General features: G+C 49.5%; 19 protein-coding genes. 12 read left to right on the forward strand and 7 right to left on the reverse strand.

The features are described 5' to 3' along the window. Positions 1-142: 142 nt before the first annotated feature. The gene (locus tag AC4IFB_RS05190; protein WP_490779565.1) at positions 143-1,132 is read left to right on the forward strand and encodes a cytochrome-c peroxidase; all 990 of its coding nucleotides are present in this window, start codon (positions 143-145) and stop codon (positions 1,130-1,132) included. A 165-nt stretch (positions 1,133-1,297) separates the two neighbouring features. Here the strand turns inward: AC4IFB_RS05190 and AC4IFB_RS05195 are convergent, their stop codons facing one another. Further along, positions 1,298-2,284: a glucokinase gene (locus AC4IFB_RS05195; RefSeq protein ID WP_490779566.1), complete on the reverse strand. Its 987-nt coding sequence runs from the start codon at positions 2,282-2,284 to the stop codon at positions 1,298-1,300. Between the two features lie 137 nt (positions 2,285-2,421). Here AC4IFB_RS05195 and uvrD point away from each other — a divergent pair, with 137 nt between their 5' ends. The 4 genes from uvrD to AC4IFB_RS05215 all read left to right on the forward strand — a co-directional run bounded on the left by uvrD (position 2,422) and on the right by AC4IFB_RS05215 (position 10,238). Further along, positions 2,422-4,578 carry a DNA helicase II gene (gene uvrD, locus AC4IFB_RS05200; RefSeq protein WP_490779567.1) on the forward strand — a complete coding sequence of 719 codons (2,157 nt, stop codon included), beginning with the start codon at positions 2,422-2,424 and terminating at the stop codon, positions 4,576-4,578. Positions 4,579-4,840: 262 nt separating this feature from the next. Next, positions 4,841-5,926: a TRAP transporter substrate-binding protein gene (locus AC4IFB_RS05205; protein WP_490777725.1), complete on the forward strand. Its 1,086-nt coding sequence runs from the start codon at positions 4,841-4,843 to the stop codon at positions 5,924-5,926. 79 nt (positions 5,927-6,005) lie between these two features. Further along, positions 6,006-7,148: a radical SAM family heme chaperone HemW gene (gene hemW / locus AC4IFB_RS05210; protein ID WP_490779568.1), complete on the forward strand. Its 1,143-nt coding sequence runs from the start codon at positions 6,006-6,008 to the stop codon at positions 7,146-7,148. A gap of 402 nt (positions 7,149-7,550) precedes the next feature. Further along, positions 7,551-10,238, forward strand: a complete 2,688-nt coding sequence (locus AC4IFB_RS05215) for an EAL domain-containing protein (RefSeq protein WP_490779569.1) — start codon at positions 7,551-7,553, stop codon at positions 10,236-10,238. A gap of 33 nt (positions 10,239-10,271) precedes the next feature. Here AC4IFB_RS05215 and AC4IFB_RS05220 read toward each other — a convergent pair whose 3' ends face one another. Continuing rightward, the gene (locus AC4IFB_RS05220; RefSeq protein ID WP_490779570.1) at positions 10,272-10,733 is read right to left on the reverse strand and encodes a hypothetical protein; all 462 of its coding nucleotides are present in this window, start codon (positions 10,731-10,733) and stop codon (positions 10,272-10,274) included. An 84-nt stretch (positions 10,734-10,817) separates the two neighbouring features. Between AC4IFB_RS05220 and AC4IFB_RS05225 the strand changes: the two genes are divergently transcribed. The 6 genes from AC4IFB_RS05225 (at position 10,818) to AC4IFB_RS05250 (ending at position 15,925) form a co-directional block, all read left to right on the forward strand. Continuing rightward, positions 10,818-11,084 carry a transcriptional antiterminator, Rof gene (locus tag AC4IFB_RS05225; RefSeq protein WP_490779571.1) on the forward strand — a complete coding sequence of 89 codons (267 nt, stop codon included), beginning with the start codon at positions 10,818-10,820 and terminating at the stop codon, positions 11,082-11,084. A 166-nt stretch (positions 11,085-11,250) separates the two neighbouring features. Further along, positions 11,251-11,601, forward strand: a complete 351-nt coding sequence (locus AC4IFB_RS05230; RefSeq protein WP_490779572.1) for a DUF3135 domain-containing protein — start codon at positions 11,251-11,253, stop codon at positions 11,599-11,601. Between the two features lie 116 nt (positions 11,602-11,717). Next, the gene (gene rpmE, locus AC4IFB_RS05235) at positions 11,718-11,921 is read left to right on the forward strand and encodes a 50S ribosomal protein L31 (RefSeq protein WP_490777731.1); all 204 of its coding nucleotides are present in this window, start codon (positions 11,718-11,720) and stop codon (positions 11,919-11,921) included. Between the two features lie 15 nt (positions 11,922-11,936). Then, positions 11,937-12,749: a thermonuclease family protein gene (locus AC4IFB_RS05240; protein ID WP_490777732.1), complete on the forward strand. Its 813-nt coding sequence runs from the start codon at positions 11,937-11,939 to the stop codon at positions 12,747-12,749. Positions 12,750-12,852: 103 nt separating this feature from the next. Then, complete coding sequence (locus AC4IFB_RS05245; RefSeq protein ID WP_490779573.1) at positions 12,853-13,977, forward strand: 6-phosphofructokinase; 1,125 nt, start codon at positions 12,853-12,855, stop codon at positions 13,975-13,977. Between the two features lie 151 nt (positions 13,978-14,128). After that, a complete protein-coding gene (locus AC4IFB_RS05250; protein WP_490779574.1) occupies positions 14,129-15,925 on the forward strand; it encodes a hypothetical protein in 1,797 nt (598 codons plus the stop codon). A 224-nt stretch (positions 15,926-16,149) separates the two neighbouring features. Here AC4IFB_RS05250 and AC4IFB_RS05255 read toward each other — a convergent pair whose 3' ends face one another. The 3 genes from AC4IFB_RS05255 to AC4IFB_RS05265 form a co-directional block, all read right to left on the reverse strand. Then, positions 16,150-16,491 (reverse strand): GNAT family N-acetyltransferase, encoded by a 342-nt coding sequence (locus AC4IFB_RS05255; RefSeq protein ID WP_490779575.1) that lies wholly within the window; start codon positions 16,489-16,491, stop codon positions 16,150-16,152. Positions 16,492-16,530: 39 nt separating this feature from the next. Then, complete coding sequence (locus AC4IFB_RS05260; RefSeq protein ID WP_490777736.1) at positions 16,531-17,256, reverse strand: hypothetical protein; 726 nt, start codon at positions 17,254-17,256, stop codon at positions 16,531-16,533. A gap of 118 nt (positions 17,257-17,374) precedes the next feature. Beyond that, the gene (locus AC4IFB_RS05265; RefSeq protein WP_490777737.1) at positions 17,375-18,649 is read right to left on the reverse strand and encodes a TlpA disulfide reductase family protein; all 1,275 of its coding nucleotides are present in this window, start codon (positions 18,647-18,649) and stop codon (positions 17,375-17,377) included. A 96-nt stretch (positions 18,650-18,745) separates the two neighbouring features. On the opposite strand from AC4IFB_RS05265, the gene AC4IFB_RS05270 reads away from it, so the two are divergent. Continuing rightward, on the forward strand, positions 18,746-19,534 hold the full coding sequence (locus tag AC4IFB_RS05270; protein WP_490779576.1) for a dienelactone hydrolase family protein: 789 nt from the start codon (positions 18,746-18,748) through the stop codon (positions 19,532-19,534). A 106-nt stretch (positions 19,535-19,640) separates the two neighbouring features. On the opposite strand, the gene AC4IFB_RS05275 is transcribed toward AC4IFB_RS05270, so the two are convergent. Further along, complete coding sequence (locus AC4IFB_RS05275; RefSeq protein ID WP_490779577.1) at positions 19,641-19,814, reverse strand: hypothetical protein; 174 nt, start codon at positions 19,812-19,814, stop codon at positions 19,641-19,643. Next, positions 19,811-19,972 (reverse strand): CPXCG motif-containing cysteine-rich protein, encoded by a 162-nt coding sequence (locus AC4IFB_RS05280; protein ID WP_490777739.1) that lies wholly within the window; start codon positions 19,970-19,972, stop codon positions 19,811-19,813. Before AC4IFB_RS05280 ends, AC4IFB_RS05275 begins: the two co-directional genes overlap by 4 nt. Between the last annotated feature and the right edge of the window lie 14 nt (positions 19,973-19,986).

Here is a 19,986-nt window from a genome sequence, read left to right on the forward strand (position 1 = left end):
GAAGCGTGGAAGGTGTGGCTAAAAAAACGATAACAATTTAAATGTGGGAATTGCCGTGTCACCCAGCTGATTTGCAAGTGAAACTGCGTTTCTCTCTATGAGGATGGTCTTAAATGTCATAATGAACGAGTAGGTAAGGGATATGAATTTTAAACTTACAATAATTGTCTGTGTGCTATTGGGTGTCTCAGTTTCTGTAACAGCGGCGGAAGAGCCGATAAAGCCTATAAAACCGGTGCAGAATATCAATCTAGGACAGGTTGAGTTAGGTAAAAAACTCTATTTTGATCCACGTCTTTCCAAGTCTGGTTTCATCTCATGTAATTCGTGCCACAACTTGAGCATGGGCGGAACCGATAACCTTAAAACCTCAATTGGTCATAACTGGCAACAGGGACCGATTAATGCACCTACAGTGCTGAATTCCAGTCTTAACCTGGCTCAGTTCTGGGATGGGCGGGCTGCAGACCTGAAAGCGCAGGCCGGCGGGCCTATCGCCAATCCGGGGGAGATGGCAGGCACCCATACCCTGGCAATTGAAGTGCTTGAGTCGATTCCGCAATATGTCATGGAGTTCAAAGCGGTCTTCGGTGTCGACAAGATCACCATTGATGAGGTCACTCAGGCAATCGCAGAGTTTGAAAAGACCCTGGTGACGCCAAATGCCGATTTTGACAAGTGGTTGTTGGGTGATAAGGCTGCGCTGAACGAGCAAGAGTTGGCTGGTTATAAACTATTCAAAGAGAGCGGCTGTACAGCATGCCACAATGGAGAGGCAGTTGGCGGTAACTCATTTCAAAAAATGGGTCTGGTTGAAGCCTATAAAACCAAAAGCTCTGCAGAGGGCCTGAGTGGGGTAACCGGCAAGGATGCAGATCGCTTTAAATTCAAAGTACCCACCTTGAGAAATGTGGAAATGACCTATCCCTACTTCCATGATGGCGAGGCAGAGACTCTGACGGAAGCGGTAGATATCATGGGCAGGCTGCAGCTTGGGCGCAAATTCAGCAAACATGAGAATGAGCAGATTGTTCTCTTTCTGAAGACGCTGACAGGGGATCAACCCTCATTTCTGATGCCTATACTACCGCCGTCAACCGATAATACACCGCAACCCAAACCTTTCGACTAAGTAGCGGTTTACACCGTTCATCTGAATCACGCCATGGCGCCAATCGGGCCATGGTGTGATTGCAACTTGTAGCAAGTTCGGCAACAGCTTGTAGTTCTCCAGAACCCTCGTGTTGATAGTCAGAAACAAGTTTCTGACTATCAACACGAGGGTGAAATTTCCGCATCAATTCTGCAAAGATGCATAGTGTGCTGCGCCCAAGAGTGCGGTCTTGTCATTGAGTATTATTTTTACTGGCATTGAAGCCACCAACTGCTGCATGCGTCCTTTATCGAGAAAACCCCGCATAAATCCTCCCTCTTTTAACAGGGGCAGGATCTGGGGGGCAATACCACCTCCTAGATAGACGCCTCCGGTGGCCATGATCTTCAAAGCGTGATTGCCGGCCTCCCGTCCATAAAGATGAATAAACAGATCCAGTGTCTCCTCACATGTGGCATCGCTTTTATCCATTGCAGCCCCGGAAACTGCCGGTGCAACCCCGATGCTGTTCATCTGCTGCTGCAGCCAGTCCGGTGTTGTGGCTGTTCGATATTTGCATATAAAGCGATATAACATTTCCAGGCCTGGGCCAGAGATGATTCGCTCCCAACTGACATGTCCATAGTGTCCGGCAAGGTGTTCGTAGAGTGCATACTCCAGATTTGAGTTGGGGGAGAAGTCTGTATGCCCACCTTCTGAGGGGAAGGGGTGGTATCTATTGCCGTCCCACAGCAGCCCAGCTTCACCCAGACCGGTGCCCGCAGAGATGATAGAGCGGTTTCCAGCTGCACTATCACTACCCTGGTTGAGGGTGAAGATATCGCTACTCTCCAGGGTCTCTATACCCCAGGCATTTGCCTCCAGGTCATTCAGCAGCCAGCTCTGTTTGAAAGAGAACTGTTTGGTTATGTTGGCGGCAACAACTCGCCAGGGCAGATTGGTGGTTTCGCAAACTTGATCGATAACAGGCCCAGCCAGACCAAAGCAGGCGCGATCTATGTTGCTGAGTCTATGTTGACTGATGAACTGTTCCAGGATCGATTCGACCGAGGGGTGTGCCGGGCTGGGATAGCTGGTTTCGATGGTCGCTTTTGGCCAGGTTGGGCTAGAGGTGTCGAACAGCGCGAGCCGGGTATTGGTTCCTCCAATGTCGCCTGCCAATATCTGCATGGTTGACCTCGCTGGTTATATTGTTATCTGAATTCGTTAAGCAATATGAAGCCTGATTCCGTAATTGACCGCTGATATCTCTGATAAATCGATGTTCAACTGCGGATTCTAGGATGAAACACTAGTATCATACTCGGATGGATGTTTCTCCCATACTTGATCCTCTCAATGAGGCACAACGCGAGGCGGTAACTGCCCCAGTCGGCAGTCTGCTTGTGCTTGCGGGCGCCGGAAGCGGTAAGACCCGGGTTCTGGTACATCGAATCGCCTGGTTACTGGCGGTTGAGCAGATAACCCCCTGGTCTCTGTTGGCGGTTACCTTCACCAATAAAGCGGCCAGAGAAATGCGCCAGCGCATTGAATCCCTATTGGGCCAACCTCTGGGAGGGATGTGGGTCGGTACCTTTCACGGTCTGGCTCATCGACTGTTGCGTGCCCACTGGAAAGAGGCTGGATTGCCTCAGAGTTTCCAGATACTCGACTCAGACGACCAATTCCGCATGATCAAACGGCTGTTGAAGAGTCTCGATCTAGATGAGGCGCGTTGGCCGGCCCGACAGGTTCAATGGTATATCAATGGCCGTAAGGATGAGGGGCTGCGCGCTCAAAACCTGGATGATGGTGGTGATCCATACCAACGGCAGATGATTCAGATCTATAAAGAGTATCAGTCGGCCTGCGAGCGGGGTGGTCAGGTAGATTTTGCTGAGCTGCTGCTAAGGGCTCATGAGCTGTGGCGTGATCGTCCGGATCTGTTGCAGCACTATCAGAATCGTTTTCAGCATGTTCTGGTGGATGAGTTTCAGGATACCAATACCATTCAATATGCCTGGCTGCGTCTGCTGGCAGGTTCAAAGAGTCACCTCTTCATTGTCGGAGATGATGATCAGTCGATCTATGGTTGGCGTGGCGCCAAGGTCGAGAATATCCAAAGCTTTCAGTCACATTTCCAAAACGCAAAGCTGGTTCGTCTGGAACAGAACTACCGCTCAACCGGTAATATTCTGAATGCGGCAAATGCGCTGATCAACAACAACCCCTCACGCCTGGGAAAGCAGCTTTGGACAGAAGACAGTGATGGAGAGCCGATCAATCTATACGCTGCCTTCAATGAGATTGATGAGGCGCGTTTTGTGGTAGAGAGAATTCGCCAGTTCATCGAGGAGGGGCATGCCCGCACCGAGGTTGCGATTCTCTATCGGACTACTGCCCAGTCCCGTCTCTTTGAAGAGGCGCTGATCCAGTCTACCATCCCCTATCGGGTCTATGGCGGGTTGCGGTTTTTCGAACGGGCAGAGATCAAAGACGCACTCGCTTACTTGAGACTGCTCAGCAATTCAGATGATGACAGTGGTTTCGAACGTGCAGTAAATACCCCCCCGAGAGGGATAGGCGCGAAGACCATGGAGGCACTGCGCAGTCATGCGCGGATGTTTGACTGCTCACTGTGGCAGGCCTCTGTCGATCTTTTGAAGGGTGGTGGAATGACGAAACGTGCTGCCAGCGCGCTTCAGCGATTCATTGATTTAGTGGAAGAGCTCAAGGTGGATACAGTTGATCTGTCCCTGGCTGAGAAGGTCGATCAGGTGTTGACTGCCAGCGGTCTTCCCGCTCACTTTGAAAAAAGCAGAGATGGCAAAGGCGTTGATCGAAAAGAGAATCTTGAAGAGCTGGTCAACGCCACGCGTCAGTTTGAGTGGGCAGATGATGATGAGTTGGATGAGCTAGATGCCTTCCTATCTCATGCTGCACTGGAGGCAGGTGAGTCCCAGGGAGACCCGTTTGAGGATTGTGTGCAATTGATGACCCTCCATTCAGCCAAGGGGCTTGAGTTCCCACTGGTGTTTCTGGTTGGTGTTGAGGAGGGGCTATTCCCTCACAGCATGTCAGCAGACGACCCCACGCGACTCGAAGAGGAGCGCAGGCTCTGCTATGTCGGCATCACGCGAGCGATGAAAATGCTCTACCTCAGTCATGCAGAGAGTCGGCGATTGCACGGTAGCGAAAGCTATCCCCTGCCCTCCCGGTTCATCCGCGAGATTCCGGCGGAACTGATGCGGGAGGTACGCGCTGGCCCCAGTGTCAGTCAGCCAATCTATGGTGCTTCACCCTATCTCGAAACGACTGAGTTGTGCGGCTTCGATCTGGGGCAACGGGTTTGCCATGCAAAATTTGGTGAGGGTGTTGTACTGAATGCTGAAGGAGAGGGACAGAGTGCAAGGGTTCAGGTTAACTTCGAGGAGGTTGGCAGCAAATGGCTGGTGGTGGCCTATGCCAATCTATCTCCCTGTTGACGCAGCTCTCCAAGCTGGTCTTTAAGCTCGCAACTGGTTGTGAATAAAAATAAAAGCATCTCAGGTAGAGTGCCAGAGCCGGCCCCTACAGGTTTTGCAATTCATCCCTGATAGGGGTAATAGTGTCGCACCACTAGTATGGTGCGTAAGTCGTTCAGCTTAGCTCTGAATCGATCTACTGAGCCACAATAGTCGTTTCGGTTGGGCGCTGGGTGTTGAGCAGCAACCGCATCAGAGAGAATAAAAAAGAGAGGAGGGTTAGATGAAACGTCGTGAATTTATAACAAAGGTTGGCGTGGGTGCGTTGGCAACCGGTGTGGGTTTGTCTACTACACGTATGGCTGAAGCTAAAGCTGAGATCAAATGGAAGATGGTCACCACCTGGCCAAAGAATTTTCCTGGCCTCGGAACTGGCGCCAACAAACTTGCCGAAGTCATCAATGAGATGAGTGGCGGGCGCATGCACGTCAAAGTCTATGGCGCAAAAGAGCTTGTTCCAGCTTTTGAAGTTTTCGATGCAGTCTCCAGTGGAACTGCAGAGTTGGGACATGGCGCGGCCTATTATTGGAAAGGTAAGAGTGAAACCGCACAGTTTTTCTCCACTGTCCCTTTTGGGCTTACCGCCCAGGAGATGAATGGCTGGCTCTATTTCGGCGGTGGACTGGAGCTGTGGCGTGAACTCTATAAACCCTTTGGTTTGATACCTGCACCTGGTGGCAACACCGGTATGCAGATGGGTGGATGGTTCAATAAAGAGATCAATAGTGTTGCTGATCTGAAAGGGTTGAAAATGCGCATCCCCGGCTTAGGTGGTGAAGTGCTTAAACGGGCTGGAGGGACACCGGTCAATCTACCTGGTGGTGAGCTTTTTACCTCCCTGCAATCTGGTGCAATCGACGCCACCGAGTGGGTCAATCCATACAATGACCTGGCCTTCGGTCTCTTCAAAGCTGCAAAATATTACTATTTTCCAGGCTTCCATGAACCGGGTACCACCCTTGAAGCGATCATCAATGAGAAGGCGTTTAATGGCTTACCGAAAGATCTTCAAGCGATTGTTTTAAATGCCTGTAAAGTTGCCAATCAGGAGATGCTCGCGGAGTATACAGCGCGTAATCCAGCTGCACTGAAGACACTGGTTGAAAAACACAAGGTGGATATCCGTGCCTATCCTGATGACGTAATGGCTACCCTGCGTAAGTTCTCCAGTGAGGTGGTTGAGGAGCTGGCTGGAAAAGATGCTTTCGCCAAGAAGGTGTATGACTCCTATATGAACTTTCTAAAAGGCTCGCGGGAATGGGGCTCAATCTCAGATTTTGCCTACTTGAAGGCAAGAGACAAAGGTTGATCTCATATCGTAGGAAGGTGTGGCTTGTAATGGGCCATAGAGTCAATTGCATACCACACCTTTGTAATACCGCTTCAAAGTGAATTTGCCACCACTATCGCTCTATATCCACATTCCCTGGTGTGTGCGTAAATGCCCCTATTGTGATTTCAACTCTCATGCCGTGAAGAGTGACCTGCCAGAGCAGGCCTATGTGGCTGCTTTGTTGAGTGATTTGAAGGCTGATTCGAGCTACATTTCAGCGCGAAAACTGAACTCAATCTTTATCGGAGGGGGGACCCCCAGTCTCTTTTCCGCTGATGCGGTAGCAACCCTGTTACAGGGTATAGCGCAGCAGATAGAGCTTACTGAATCGATAGAGATTACCCTTGAAGCAAATCCTGGAGCAGTTGATTCCAGGGCATTTGCAGGATACCGGGAAGCGGGGGTCAATCGCTTGTCGTTGGGTATTCAAAGCCTGCAGGCGAGTGCCCTATCGGCATTGGGAAGAATTCACAGCCCTGAGGAAGCTATCGATGGGGTTTCCCTGGCTCGAAAGGCTGGGTTTGACAACATTAATATCGACATGATGTTTGGCTTGCCTCAACAGACGCCGGAAATGGCCCGTCAGGATCTACTTGCTGCAATAGACCTGAACAGTGAACATCTCTCCTACTATCAATTGACACTGGAGCCAAACACCTCGTTTTATCACAACCCACCCCCGCTACCAGAAGAGGATCATCTGTGGCAGATCCAGCAACAGGGGGAGGAGATCCTGGCCGAAGCCGGTTTTGAGCACTATGAAGTCTCCGCTTTTGCTCGGCCGGATGCTCAATGTTGTCATAACAATAATTATTGGCGCTTTGGAGACTACTTGGGAATCGGTGCAGGCGCCCACGCTAAATTGACCCTGCCAGGAGGGCAAGTTAAGCGGTTTTGGAAGCATCGCCATCCCGAAGCCTATCTGGCAGCAGCGGAAGCAGAGGATTTTACCCAGGGGCAGAGGTACCTCGATCAGGATGATCTGATACTGGAGTTCATGATGAATGCGTTGCGACTCTATCAAGGCGTGGAAGTGGATCTGTTTGAGGCCCATTCAGGTATCGGACTGGCAGAGATTGAAGGTCTGCTTAGCCACGCAGTTGATAAGGGTTTACTACTGCCGGTAGAACAGAGACTCTGTGCCACTGATCTGGGGCGACGGTTTTTAAATGACTTGATAACTCATTTCTCAAATTAAACCTAAAAAACGGTTGAATGCTCCATCCGGTGACTAAATAGAACGCTTGTGGCGGCGCGTGGAGCTCCAGCACGCCCTTGTCATGCGTACGCTCTACACTCTGCAACTGATCTTTTTAGGTTAAAGTGACTTCTTGATATTAATTTGACGTAATTGATCTAAGGTATTAAATTTATAGGCACTATCCTGCGTTTAATTAGGATAGAAGATTTCACCAGGAGTTAGAAAAACCTCTCGTCTGATCTGGATACGCGAGCTGTTAAGCAGGGAGCGAACGGAATCCATCACATTGGGCTTCCATTATAAAGGTCATTAAGTTTTGCACCCGCAAGCCTGTTGACCGGATTCCAGTTACTGTTCTGTGGGGGGGGGCCTCGGCGTGACATGCGCAGTGGCTGAGCAATGCAACTGATCTCAAAATTTGTTGCGGCGATGGCCGTGCTGTTTGCTTGCTTGTTCATTCTGGACAGCTATCTGGATTACCGCCTGATCCATACTGAATCCCAACAAAGCGCTCACTCTTCATCTACATCTCAGGGTCTAGCTGACCTGAAAGACCAAGGGGCAAAATTCGAAGTGCAAACAGTGGATGCTGTTAAGCAAAACGCTTTGGTCTATGGCCTGGCTTTGATTTTTAGCTTTCTACTCCTCTACTGGCTGATCAACCGTGTATTACGCTCACCGCTATCTGAATATAGGAAAATTGCTGATGAGTTGTCGCAGGGTAACTATCTGGCAGCCCATCGGCTACCTGTAGCAGGGGCCTTGGCGCCGCTCTCTGATGTCATTAAGCAGATGGCAAGGGAGAACTTCAAACATCAACAGGTTATAGCGCAACAGAAAAAGGTTTATACCGCGCTATCAGAAATCAGCAAGATGGTATTGCTAAACCCACCACCCAATGTGCTTTTTGAGAAGGCATGCGATATCGCTGTGAACTTCGGTGGTTTTGTAGCAGCTTGGGTTGGTGAGGTAGAGATTGAGGGGAAACTACTCCACCCAATTGCTTGCGCCGGAATCAAAAAAGAGCACCTCAAAGTGTGCAAATTTGACCTCGACCTGACTGACCCTCAGGGGGACAGTCCATTAGCGGCAGCAATCTACGGGAAGTGTTCATCGGTAATTACCAGGATTGACCAGGAAGAGGGTAAAACCACTTGGCATCGGATAGCTCAGATGAGTGGTGGTCAATCTGTTGCAGTGTTTCCAATCCTGGTAAAACAGGAAGTGGTTGCAGCATTTACCGTCTATGCACTTGAACCGAACACTATTTCACAATCGATCCATGATCTTTTGGATGCGATGGTCAGTAGTCTTGCCTTCGCCATAGAGAACTATGAGCGTGACCAGGCTCATAGGATTGCACGGGAGTCATCGGAAGAGTCATCGAGGCAGCTTACTGAGGCGAACAGGCAGCTCTCCCTGCTGCTTGAGTCGACTGGAGAGGGTATATTCGGCGTCGACGAAAAAGATTGCTGCACTTTTATCAACAAGGCTGGGGCAGAGATGTTGGGATACGCCCAGAAAGAGCTACTTGGAAAGCCCATACATACAAAGGTAAGAATGTTTGATGAGGCGGGTCTCTCATTCAACAATACCGTTGTGGTGCAGGGGAATCCTGCCAGGGTGAAGGATGAGTCTTTTTTACGGTTGAATGAAACCCTGTTTCCAGTTGAATATTCCACCTATCCGATAGAGGAAAACAGAGTATTCAAAGGTTCGGTTACTGTCTTTCGTGATGTCACCTCTAGTCGTTCAATGATGCGAGAGATGCGATTTTTAGCCACCCATGATTCTCTCACCCATCTGCTGAACCGGCACGCTTTTGACCAGCGACTTCGTCAGGCTTTTGCTGACTCCCAGGAGCACAGTGCTGAACATGTGCTGCTCTACATGGATCTTGATCAATTCAAGTTGGTGAATGATACCTGTGGCCATGTGGCCGGGGATATGATGCTGAGACAACTCTCCCACCGTCTGCAAAGCACAATCGGCGTAAATGATGTCTTGGCTCGCTTGGGTGGGGATGAGTTCGGCTTGTTGATGGAAAACTGTAAGCTGGATCAGGCCCGGCAAAAGGCAAATGAGATCAGTGCAACAGTAAAAGCATTTCGATTCAGTTGGGAGGGGCGTAGTTTCACTACCGGTGTCAGTATTGGTATTGTGGCGATAGGGCCAAAAACTGAGAGTCCTCACAGCGCTTTGAGTTCAGCGGATGCCGCCTGTTACGTTGCGAAAGATATGGGGCGTAACCGAATTCATATCTATCAAACCTATGACGAAGAGATCAACCGTCAACAGGGGGAGATGCGTCTGGTAACCAAAATAGAGAGCGCTATCGATCAGCAACGCTTTTCATTGCTGCAACAATCGATTATGTCCCTTAAGAGCAATGCCATCGGGGATGAGCATATTGAACTGTTAGTACGCATGGAGGATGAAGATGGTGAGCAGATCATGCCCGGCTCCTTTATTCCAGCAGCGGAACGTTACAATATCATGCACAGCGTTGACCGATGGGTGATTGGTGAGGCATTCCGGTGGCTTTCGGAAAATCCTGAGCGTCTTGAAGAGTTAGGCTTGTGCGCGATCAATCTATCGGGCCAGTCTTTGGGCGAAACAAATTTACATGAATATATTCTTGAGAAACTGCGCCTCTATAATCTGCCTGCCGAAAAGATCTCTTTTGAAATTACAGAAACTGCGGTAGTCAGTCGACTTGATCAGGCTGCACGTTTTATGAGTCTGCTGAAAAGGCGGGGTTTTCGTTTTGCATTGGATGATTTCGGAACTGGAATGTCCTCATTCGCCTACCTCAAACATCTGCCAGTCGACTATCTGAAAATTGATGGTAGTTTCGTACGCAATATGCTGAATGATCCTGTGGACAGAGCGATGGTTGAGTCGATCAACCATATTGGCCACTTGATGGGGTTGCAGACCATCGCGGAATATGTAGAAAACGATCAGATACTAGAACAGCTGATAGATATTGGCGTTGATTATGCCCAAGGCTACGGGATAGTTCAGCCTTCCCCATTGCATGGCATCGGTAGAGAACAGATCTCCTCTCCCGGCCTTCTCCACTAAATCTGCTTTGAGCAGCTAGCTCTGGGATCAATCCTAGTTGATGCGACACTGACTCAGGAAAGCTTCCAGGCCAATCTCTTCTGCGTAAGCCTTTAAAATCTTGGGACGGGGCCCCTTCTCTTTGACATCAAATACCTGCTCTGGTTGAGCGGGCAGTTTGCCATATTGTCCGGCAGGAATTTTTACAGTTATTTTGGCTTTGCTTTTTACGGCCTGGCGTTTTTTGCTGGTGGTGCGTGACTTTACTGGTTTTTTGACAGGTGTGCTGGCTTTAGTGGCTTGTTTTTCCAGAAGTTTATCTACAATCCGGCTGACTTTTTTAAGTTGGTAACCAATATAGGCTTCAAAACTGACATCGTTCTCCTTGAGGATGGCCGTGATCTGTTCACTGGCATTCCGCAGGGCCCTCTTCTCCTGATCAGCCTTCTGTTGTTCCTTTTCCAGGCGGGTAATTTCAGCCTTCAGGGCCTCGATCTGCTTCTCAATATTTGGCATAGTCCTCTGCTCATTATGATTTTAATTCTGGAGAATTGTAAAATCCTTTGAGGCATGATAGCAAATCACACTAGAGTATGATTAATGAATGATAACCCCTACCGCCCTATCGACTGTGGTCTGCATGAATCCTATCAGTATGCGGTTTTAGCCTGTTCTGAGCTGGTTCTACACTGGCGGGATGGGTCAGGTATGCCCCATCAAGCTCAGGTAATGCCACTGGACGTGGTAACCCGGGATAGAGCTGAATATCTGGTTTTCAGAGAGAAAAGTGGACAGACCCTGGAGATACGTCTTGATTGGATTGAACAGGCAGTGGAGGCATCAACTGGCAAAGTCCTCGTATATTAGGTGATTAAAATTCGTCACTAGAGTGTTAATGGAGTTAACTTATTGAAATATAATTAATATCGTAGTTTATGGTGCTGGTTAAGTATCGTACTTTAGGAATTACCATCTGAGACAGTGTTCAGAGAGTATGGTAGCTTTATAAGTGACGACGCCAGAGAATAGCGCCATGAACAAAGATGATCCTAGAGATCTGGATTTCGACCATTTGCTCCAATTGGCCGAGAGGGACCCGGTAAAATTCGAGGATCTGCGTCAGAATGCGATCGACAACTACATTACTACACTGCCCAATGAGCGCCAGGTACTGCTGCGCAGACTTCAATGGCGTATTGACCAGGAGCGGCGGAATCGATCTCCACTAAGTGCTTGTATGCATATATCAGGCTTGATGTGGGAGAATATGGTCGGCCCAAAAGGGATGCTTGGATATTTACAGGGTGTAAATTCCACTGCAACTGGCATGCACGCGGATGGAAACTGCTGCCAGATTCTCGATTTTCCTTTGCGCCCCAGCTGATAATTTCGATTTTCCTGGGTCTGGTACTTGCCTTATGAGCCATCTTGGCCTATTATTTCGCGCCTTGCCTGCCGATGTGGCAGGATCATTACTAATTTCTCACGAGTGAGTCAGTCATGAAAGCGGACATTCATCCTCAATACGAGGACATCAAAGTCGTATGCAGTTGCGGCAACGAAATTGTCACCCGATCCACATTGGGTCAGGAAGAGATGCATGTTGAAGTATGCTCTTCTTGTCATCCTTTCTATACCGGTAAGCAGAAAATGGTTGATACTGCTGGCCGTGTAGACAAGTTCCGCAAAAAATACAGCCGTTAAGCTATCGGCTTATTCATGCGTCGTCATGACGCTTGGTCGATGGTCACGAAAGTGTTTAAAAAGGCTCCGCAACGCGGAGCCTTTTTGCTTTTCGCTCTCCCCTTCCTGATATTCTCCTCTCTCTCTCTTGAAGCCTCTGTTTGTAAGCCCTGCAGTGGTGTTCCCCATAAAGTGGACCGGGTAGTCGATGGGGATACCCTGAGGCTGAAAAGTGGTGAAAAAATTCGTCTGATTGGGATCAATACACCTGAACTTGGGCATTGGGGGAAACCGGAGCAACCTGGCGGCCTCGCAGCGAAGGAGTATCTGCAGAAGCTGATCTCTCAGAACCTAGGACGGGTCGCTGTCTGTCCTGGCGCTGAGAAACAAGATCGCTACGGTCGTCAACTTGCCCATCTCTCCGGTCAGGATGGGCAGAATATAGCTGCACAATTATTGCGTGAAGGGATGGGCTGGGCGATCGCCGTACCACCCAACCTGAGTCGTACGAATTGCTATTTTGCCGCAGAATCTGAAGCCAGGGATAAGCGGTTTGGAATATGGAAAGAGGCTCCGAATCGAGCTACCTCGCTACAGGGGAATGAGACTGGGTTTCACCATCTTGAAGGTCGTATTGTACGGGTTGGTGAGAGCCGCAGTGCCTTGTGGCTAAACCTGGAAGGCCCCCTAGCGTTACGCATTACCTGGAAAGATTGGAAGGCCTTCGGTATTGATGATCCCGAGCAGCTGGTTGGTCACTCCCTAGAGGCCAGAGGATGGCTATACCAGCGTAAAGGTCAGCAACGCCTGAGGATTCGCCATCCCAGTTCGATACGCTGGTTGGACTGACTGATAGGATTTGATCTACGGGTTAATAAAACGCAAGGCCTTCCACAATCCTCCTGACAATGTACACTACGCAAAACTGACCCTCAGCAGTGCAGGAGTTTTCATGACCAAGCATATCGGAATTCTGACCTCCGGTGGTGACAGCCCCGGCTTGAACGCGGCCATCCGTGGTGTCGGCAAAGCAGCATTGGGCCAATATGATATGCAGGTCATAGGGATTCGGGATGGTTTTCGTGGCCTGGTTGAAAATCGTACCATGCAGTTGGACAGGGCAGGACTATCCGGCATCCTCACTCGCGGCGGCACTATTCTGGGAACCAGTCGCGAGAAACCTCATCGGATGTACTTCAATGGAAAACGCCAGGACATGACTGACGTTATCGCACAGAATTATCAGGCACACCATCTCGACGCTCTGGTCTGTATTGGGGGTGGGGGAACACAAAAGAACGCCTTGCAGTTGATGGAAAAGGGGTTGAATGTGATTACCCTGCCGAAAACCATCGACAATGATGTAGCTCATACAGACACCACCTTTGGCTTCGATACCGCATTGGGTATTGCGACAGACGCCATTGATCGATTGCACAGCACCGCGCACAGCCATCACCGCATCATTGTGGTGGAGATCATGGGGCATCGGGCTGGTTGGCTGGCTCTGGGATCGGGATTAGCAGGAGGCGCTGATGTGATTCTGTTACCAGAGATCCCCTATGAGATCGAAAGCGTAGCAGAAGCCATTCGAGCCCGCGCTGCTGGTGGCAAGCCGTTCAGTATCGTTGCCGTGGCAGAAGGTGCGCTGCCCAAAGGGGTGGCGGAAGAGGTGCAGGAGCTACGTGACAAAAAACAGAAAGAGACAGAAAAGAAGGTGCGCAAACAGATTAAAGCTGATCTGGCAGCGATTGAATCTGAGTATGCGAACCACACCGTCACCCTATCCAGACAGCTTGAAGAGCTGACAGGGCTGGAGTCCCGGGTGACAATTCTCGGATATCTGCAAAGGGGTGGAATACCTTCTGCTGCAGACCGGTTACTGGCAACCCGCCTGGGAACCGCATGCACCGATCTGATTTCAGAAGGTGAGTTCGGTGTGATGGTGGCATCCAGGGGTGACCAGGCGGTGCCTGTGCCGTTGGTTGATGTGGCAGGCTACAAAAAACTGGTACCTCCGGATCACCCCTGGGTAATCAGTGCGAAGCGGGTGGGAACCAGTTTTGGGGATGAATAGCAGCTTAGCCAAGCAAGCCTTTTCACCTGGAAGTGCTGTTGATAGTTGATTTTATCCCAGGGGTCGACCCCTTCAGGGTACGATTATCAAAGCGTCACTGGCTGGTTATGTTTATAATCCAGCATCGTATAAGGAAATAGGAGATGCACCCGTGTTAAGGAGATCCAGGATTGCCCTGACCATGCTGATAGCTGGCATCACAACTGTTGGAAATGCCGCTTTCGTCAATAGTGATGGTTTTGGCCAGATCGCGCTGCTGCCTTACTATAATGTAAACAACAACATCATCACCAGCATCAACATCATCAATACCACGGGTCTGTTCAAAGCGGTAAAGGTGCGTTTTCGTGATTCCCTTATCTCTGCAGATGTGTTCGACGTCAACCTCTATCTGTCACCTTATGACGTCTGGAACGGTACTATTCGCCTGAACCCAGCGACAGGTCTCCCCAATTTCATCACAGAGGATGAATCTTGCACCTTTCCTGACAAAGCACTTCTTCAGGCTGGCGTTGACTTCAATAACAACTACGATGCCATCAGTGACGACGATCTGACAGAAGGTTATGTTGAGATTATAGAGATGGGTGTTATCGCTGATGGCCCCGGTAGCTCTAGTGCCACTGATGATAATAAATACGCTGAGATCGACGCCACTGGCATTGCTGACGGAGTGATTACTGATGGTGACCGCTCTATCGCTGCTGGTCTTCTACATGATGCTAACGGGATTCCCGCTGATTGCTCAGTTGTCGAGGATGCATGGAGTGCTGGTCAGGTCGATGCCAACATCAATGGTTTTGAGCCAGGCGGATTGACTGCTGAGGGTATAGCCGCCAGTAGTGCCACCAATGACCCCTACGACAGTACACTCAATGCCGGACTGGTCTATGAGGCGACGGATCGTGGTGGCATCACTGCCTACGCGATAATGATCAACGCTGCCAGCGGCGCCGCTTTCGTTGAGCCTGGTACTCATATTGATGATTACGCCACACTGCCACAGCACTATCGCAGCAACGATTCATCCTACTACCTGCTACCTTCACTGGCTTCTGGTGATGTCACTCAGGCGCACATGTTGAACAACAGTAGAGGTGTTAAATCTACCGGCCCTTTGAGTCTTACTGAGTGGGATACCGGTGCGGTCAACGATATCGCGCCAAATCCTTCGGTCCCGATGGGCTCTAACCCTTTCCCGATTGCTGTGGCTCTGAGTGCTGATGTCATCGCAGCGCCATATTTCACTGAAGCCGGAATCAACGGTGGCACCGAAATCGTGGCCACCTTCCCAATGAGAAAGCACGGTATCTACAATGGCACTGTCTTGACGGACCAGATTGATCGTGAAGTTGTTGCTTGTGACGGAGACATCGATGATGGGATTGACGATGGTGCCGCTGTTACTATTCCCAACACTGGTATCACTGCTCAGGATTACCCAGTTATTGCTGGTGTTTACTGTGAAAATGGTGGTTTAGTAGAAAGTGCACCCGATGTTGAGGTCAGTCTCTATTACTATGACTACGACGAGCGCGCTGCTTCTCTGACCCTAGAAGAAACCTGGGACTGGATACTTCCACCAGTCGATTATCTTGATGTGTACACTTTGGAGCGCGCGGTCAACGTGGTCAAGACTCATCGTAGTGACGGTACAAGTGCCTCAGTGCTGGGAACACCAGTGGCGAATATTTTTTACTGGCAACTTGATGAGGGTTTTGAGGCGGGTTGGGTTCAGATCGATATGTCTCGATACGACTACAACAATGACGTAAGAATCATTAATCTGACTGAAGCAGTTGGCGGAATCAATGGTGATGGTTTCGGGTATTGGACTGGGGTTCCTGTCATCGGCTTCGCTGTTATGGCAGCTGATGTTGGCCCGGCACAGATTGGAGAAACTGTCGACTTGATCCGTTTCGTCAATCGGAAATCTCCGACTCTTTAAGGTAATGAAGTTACTGATCTCTGGGGGCGGAGTCGAATCTAGAACGGACTGAATTGCTAGAGAAATGCAGTTCTGTTTTTTTCGAGGTGATATACAATAAGGAGCACTCGACTCCGACCCCTTCAGTGCCTTAAGAGCTATATTAAACCAGCTTGGTGTAGAAGGTACGTGTAAAACCAGGAAGGTAATCTGCTATCTCAGCATAGATTTTGAAACCGTGCTTTTCATAAAATGATTTCGACCTGGGATTCATGCCTATCCAAGCGAATTTCACTACAACCCTGTTCGATTGCCTGGCTGACTATGCATTCCAGGATACGTCCACCATTCCCCTGGTTTCGTAGTGATGATTCGACCCAAAGCTGATTGAGATGAAAATGACCCAGAATGGTTTGTCCGGTAGCGCCTCCAATTACCACTCCAGAAGCATCATGAAGTAAAGCAGCTATAGATCGGGGGTGCTCTCCCCCGATAGCTTGAATGCCAAACTCGGTGAGTCCATCGAGAATGGGTTTGATCTCATCTCTGCTCGGCTCCAGTATTACTGTGAGTAGATGATCCTTCATCCTGGCTCCTATTATTAGCAATCCATCGTAGATAGTGTATTAGAAGGGCATGAAGGTACGCATACCGTTCATCACTGGGCTGACAGTGTGGGACATATCACCAACATCCCGGGTCATTACTCCAACGTTACGGTTTAGATGCCCCATATTACCATTCATGCCTTTCACTTCACTGGTCATAGACTTCATATTGCCATTCAGGTCAGTTATGTTTTCATTCATGTCTGTCACGCCAACAGACATAGTGGAGGTGTCTTGGCCGATGGCGGCGATAGAGCCTTGGATCTTATGCATATCTGCTGACATACTGGTCATGGAACTCTCCATAACATGCACCACATAGAACAGATAGATCAGTGCTGCTATCGCAATGAGTGTGCCGGGCAGGGAGAAGAGCTTGATTCTCTGGATCTTATAGGTCTGTTCCTTCTCGATCGCCTCAAGTCTCTCCTGCAGCAGTTTCTCCCGCTCTTCTGCCTCTTCATGGGTTTGCTTGAAGGCGTGGGTGAGACGATCACTGAACTCCTCAATGATCTTCTCATGGTGATCTTCACGAATCTGGTTATCTTTGTGGATTTTGTCAAAGACTGACTGTAAGCCCTGCATCAGGCCTGGAAGAATTTTGTTGTCTGAGGAGGGTTTCTTGGCTTGGCTTTTCTGTGCAGTTGATTTTTTCGGGGTGCTCTTCTTGCGGGTATTAGTGCTGCTTGAGGCGGCGTTGGACTTTGCCGGCGCCGCTGTTTTCTTTGTGGTTTTTGTAGCCATGATCAAACTGCTCACTTGAAATGGAGTAAGGTTTTATTAGTTTATTATAAAACACTTATTCAGCGATATGATTTTGATCACATTATGAACGCTGTAGAGTTCCCTCAACCCTGGTGTGCTATCTGCTGCTGGGTTTTGCTGTAGGAGCCTGTTCTGTAAGCAGATTGTTCAAGGTGTTGACCACTTCGGCACTATCCCAACTGATCGCCCGGTTAGCGGAGTAACGAATCTGACCTTGCCGGTCGATGATGAAAGAGCTGGGAAAACTGAAGACCTGCCAGTCCATTGAAACCAACCCGTCCCTGTCCATCAGTACTGGAAAATCGACAGGGATTTGCTTAAGAAAAGTGGACATCTCCTCAGGGGTTTCACGAAAATCGATTGAAACAATACGCAGCTCATTATCCTTGAAGAGCTGATTCAAGCGATTCAGAGAGGGGATCTCCTCGACACAGGGTGGACACCAGGTCGCCCAGAAATTGAGTAAAACCACCTTGCCATCCAGGATGTGACTATCGAACCTCTGGTCATGAATGTCAGATAGAGTGAAACTGCTGCCTGGTTTTGGCTGTTTGAGCTGTTCCAGTGATCGGATTACTCTGGGGGTGTCGTGATGAGCATCCATTGGAAGGGCGGTGCTGGGTTTGGGGTGGCTCTCGAACAATTTGGCGAACTGTTTAATCTGTTCTGGTATCAGATCTGTTGCGTGCTGCTCCTCTTCGGTGGGAGGGTCGTCACCCTCACCCATAAAGAACCAGTCTCTAACCCCAGGTACCAGATAGAGATAGCTTGCAGAGCCAGTTTGCCAGAGGGCTGAAAGAATCTCATCCATTCGCCATCGGTGGCTGCCCAGGGCTGGCTGAAAGATGGCCAGGGGGATATTAGTCGCATAGAGAATGGGATCGGCTACAGGGGCTTCCCCGGCAATGGGGGGTGGGCCAAAGAGGTTGGGATAGAACAGCAGGGCGCCACTCAGACGCGAGTCGGAAGTCTGCGCCTGCCACTGGCGCACGCCGCGAAGCAGAGGTAGTGGCATACGATCATAGGAGGCAAGCAGGATGCGTTTATTACTGTGCTTATGGGCCGCAGTCAGTACTGCTTCGACGCCGTTGCCATCAAGGGTCCGAATGTTCTCGCTCGACCTGGGCATGAAATAGGCTTGCAGCAGATCCACACGCCAGACTTCAATACCGGCTTTTACGATATTTTGCAGCAGGGTATCAAACAGGGGGCGCTGTTGATCGTGATCAAGCAACCAAATCATCAGCAGGTCACCCTCTGCCGGGCTGACCTGGATGGCAATATCATTCTCCTCAGAGTCTATCAGGTTGATTTCATCAGCAGTGGCGGTAAAACTGCATAGGGTGAGGAGTATTGAAAAAAAGTGTCGCATGGGCGGAATGGTACAACTTTTGCCACTCTGCTTTCACGATAAATTAAAATTAAACCTGAACCCACGGATTCAGGTTAAATCTAAGAGGATGGAGTCATGAAAAGAAGCTTGATTGGAACTCTTTTATACTGTTTTTCCATAGCGGTCTCCGCTGCAGTTGTGGGCGAACCTGTTGAATATCGTGACGGCGATACCCTGATGAAGGGTTTTTTAGCCTATGACGATGCGATTCAGGGTAAACGCCCTGGCATACTGGTGGTTCATGAATGGTGGGGACACAATGAGTACGCCCGTAACCGGGCCAAGCAGTTAGCTGGTATGGGATATACTGCGCTCGCCGTTGATATGTATGGTGAAGGCAAACAGGCCAGCCATCCAAAGGATGCAGGTAAATTTGCTGGTGAAGTCAAAAAGAATATGTCGGTTGCTACGGCTCGCTTCAAGGCGGCGCTGGCAAGTCTGCAAGGTCATGAGACAGTCGAAAAAGAGGATATCTCTGCCATCGGCTACTGCTTTGGTGGTGGGATTGTGCTGGAGATGGCCCGTAGAGGTTTAGACCTAGATCTGGTGGGTAGTTTTCACGGTAGTCTGCCCGCCACGAAGCCAGCGGAAAAAGGGGGCGTACAGGCCGAAGTACTGGTGTATAACGGGGCTGATGATCCTTTCGTTAAACAGGAGCATATCGATGCATTCATGGCAGAGATGGCCCATGCGAACGTGAAACACACTTTCACCAATTATCCTGGTGCAAAACACTCATTTACCAATCCTGACGCTGATAAATTCGGTAAGCAGTTTGAGCTGCCATTGGCCTATCAGAAAGAGGCAGATGAAAAATCGTGGGCGTCACTATCAAAGGCGCTTAAGGCTACCTATAAGCAATAGTTTTAGAGTAATCACTCATCATCCCGTTTAACGCTCAGTTTGATTTCGGGACCACAGTTGATTTGAACCTAAAAAAATCAGTTGACCGCTCCATTCTAATAGCAGGTTACTGATTTTGTTGAAAATAGCTTCGATGCAGATGGTCACCTGTTGGGTGAATCACGCTACAGCATGAATTGCACGCTTGTGGCGGCGCATAGCGGCGTTGCAACTCCTTGGAATAGCGGGCTATTCCGCGTCGTTGCGCCTTGCCCTGCACCACCACAAACGCACACTTCACGCTGCCCAACTGATCTTTTTAGGTTGAAGCGCCATAGGACGACAACAGACAGAGCAATCCTCAATGTAGGATTGCTCTGTCTCGCTGCGGTCAACCAAAATCTCATTCATCTCACCGCAATAGGGACAGTAGAGGGTTGTGGCTTCAAGCAGATTCATTTAAGGGTCAATAG

It is taken from the genome of Candidatus Thiodiazotropha sp. AKIB8, from assembly GCF_058244675.1.

Bases quoted from the DNA above. Each gene is read 5' to 3' on its own strand.
- AC4IFB_RS05190 (WP_490779565.1), top strand. From the start codon at position 143: ATGAATTTTAAACTTACAATAATTGTCTGTGTGCTATTGGGTGTCTCA.
- AC4IFB_RS05195 (WP_490779566.1), bottom strand. From the start codon at position 2,284: ATGCAGATATTGGCAGGCGACATTGGAGGAACCAATACCCGGCTCGCG.
- uvrD (WP_490779567.1), top strand. From the start codon at position 2,422: ATGGATGTTTCTCCCATACTTGATCCTCTCAATGAGGCACAACGCGAG.
- AC4IFB_RS05205 (WP_490777725.1), top strand. From the start codon at position 4,841: ATGAAACGTCGTGAATTTATAACAAAGGTTGGCGTGGGTGCGTTGGCA.
- AC4IFB_RS05215 (WP_490779569.1), top strand. From the start codon at position 7,551: ATGCAACTGATCTCAAAATTTGTTGCGGCGATGGCCGTGCTGTTTGCT.
- AC4IFB_RS05220 (WP_490779570.1), bottom strand. From the start codon at position 10,733: ATGCCAAATATTGAGAAGCAGATCGAGGCCCTGAAGGCTGAAATTACC.
- AC4IFB_RS05225 (WP_490779571.1), top strand. From the start codon at position 10,818: ATGAATGATAACCCCTACCGCCCTATCGACTGTGGTCTGCATGAATCC.
- AC4IFB_RS05230 (WP_490779572.1), top strand. From the start codon at position 11,251: ATGAACAAAGATGATCCTAGAGATCTGGATTTCGACCATTTGCTCCAA.
- rpmE (WP_490777731.1), top strand. From the start codon at position 11,718: ATGAAAGCGGACATTCATCCTCAATACGAGGACATCAAAGTCGTATGC.
- AC4IFB_RS05240 (WP_490777732.1), top strand. From the start codon at position 11,937: ATGCGTCGTCATGACGCTTGGTCGATGGTCACGAAAGTGTTTAAAAAG.
- AC4IFB_RS05245 (WP_490779573.1), top strand. From the start codon at position 12,853: ATGACCAAGCATATCGGAATTCTGACCTCCGGTGGTGACAGCCCCGGC.
- AC4IFB_RS05255 (WP_490779575.1), bottom strand. From the start codon at position 16,491: ATGAAGGATCATCTACTCACAGTAATACTGGAGCCGAGCAGAGATGAG.
- AC4IFB_RS05260 (WP_490777736.1), bottom strand. From the start codon at position 17,256: ATGGCTACAAAAACCACAAAGAAAACAGCGGCGCCGGCAAAGTCCAAC.
- AC4IFB_RS05265 (WP_490777737.1), bottom strand. From the start codon at position 18,649: ATGCGACACTTTTTTTCAATACTCCTCACCCTATGCAGTTTTACCGCC.
- AC4IFB_RS05270 (WP_490779576.1), top strand. From the start codon at position 18,746: ATGAAAAGAAGCTTGATTGGAACTCTTTTATACTGTTTTTCCATAGCG.
- AC4IFB_RS05280 (WP_490777739.1), bottom strand. From the start codon at position 19,972: ATGAATCTGCTTGAAGCCACAACCCTCTACTGTCCCTATTGCGGTGAG.